General features: G+C 67.5%; 1 protein-coding gene and 1 other annotated feature. The gene reads left to right on the top strand.

All coding sequences use genetic code 11. The features are described 5' to 3' along the window. Positions 1-3 precede the first annotated feature (3 nt). Positions 4-1,265, top strand: a protein-coding gene (locus ACFYML_RS36595; RefSeq protein ID WP_387425016.1) for an IS3 family transposase whose coding sequence is annotated in 2 segments (ribosomal slippage) — positions 4-295 and positions 295-1,265 — 1,263 coding nt in all. Because the reading frame shifts where the segments join, the coding sequence is not laid out codon by codon here. Then, positions 285-416: a sequence feature (AL1L pseudoknot), on the top strand. Its footprint overlaps the gene before it by 132 nt. Positions 1,266-1,296 lie beyond the last annotated feature (31 nt).

Genomic DNA, 1,296 nt, shown 5'->3' with positions numbered 1-1,296 from the left:
ATCATGCCAGCACCGAAGAAGTATGACGATGAGACGCAGGCGCGTGCGGTCCGGATGTATGCCGACCGGATCGCCGGTGGTGATGTTTCGCAGGTCAAGGCCCGCCAGGAGGTGGGCGAGTTGCTCGGGATCAACCCGTCGACGTTGCGGAACTGGATCCGCCGGGAGCTCGGCGAGGGCGCCACCGCGTCGGCCGGCACGGAGCGCTCCGATGACGAGCTGGCACGGTTGCGGCGCGAGAACGCGCAGTTGCGGCGGGCGAACGAGATCCTGAAGACCGCGTCCGCGTTTTTCGCGGCAGCGGAGCTCGACCGCAGACTCGGACAGTGATCGATTACGTCCGCGAATATGCGGGTCGTTTCGGGGTCGAGCCGATCCTGGCCGTGCTCAAAGAGCACGGTGTCGGGATCGCCCCGTCGACGTACTACGCCCACGCCGCCTGCGGGTTCGGCCCCAGCGAGGCTGAGCTGCGGCAGGCGTATCTGGCGAACCGGCTGCGCGATCTGTGGACGGCGAACCGGCGTTTGTATGGGCGCCGGAAGCTGTGGATCGCCGCCTGCCGGGCCGGGCTGGCCATCGGCCGTGATCAGGTGGAACGGCTGATGAAGATCGCCGGGATCGACGGGGTGCGCCGCGGCCGGCCCCGCGTGGTCACCACCGAGCCCGATCGCAGCCGGCCCCGGCACCCAGATCATGTGAAACGGCGGTGGAACTACCCGTCCCGGCCGGATCAGTGGTGGGTGGCCGACTTCACCTACGTCTGGACGACGACCGGGTTCTGCTACGTCTCGTTCGTCACCGACGTGTACTCCCGGCGCATCCTGGGCTGGCGGGTCTCGACCAGCAAGACGACGCCGCTGGTGACCTCCGCCCTCGAGCAGGCGTTGTTCACCCGGCGCCGCACCAACGCCACCTTCACCGCGACCGGGCTCCTGCATCACAGCGACGCGGGCAGTCAATACGTCTCGCTGGCCTTCACCGACGCGCTACGCGCCGCCGAGATCACCGGATCGATCGGCTCGGTCGGTGACGCGTTGGACAACGCGCTGATGGAGTCCACGATCGGTCTGTTCAAGACCGAGGTCATCGAGCACGAGCGGACCACCTGGACCTCGTGGCGGCAGGTCGAGCAGGCCACCGCGTCCTGGGTCCACTGGTACAACCACGACCGCCTGCACTCCTCGATCAGCCACGTCCCGCCCGTCGAATATGAGACCGCGCACTACGCTTCAACCCGAAACCACAACAGGGCCGCTGCGGCCTAACAACGCCCTCCGGCAACTCCAGGCCGATTCA

Origin of the sequence: Micromonospora sp. NPDC007230 (assembly GCF_042869115.1) — a bacterium.
Lineage (GTDB): Bacteria > Actinomycetota > Actinomycetes > Mycobacteriales > Micromonosporaceae > Micromonospora.
This window is presented reverse-complemented; position numbering and strand designations above follow the sequence as displayed.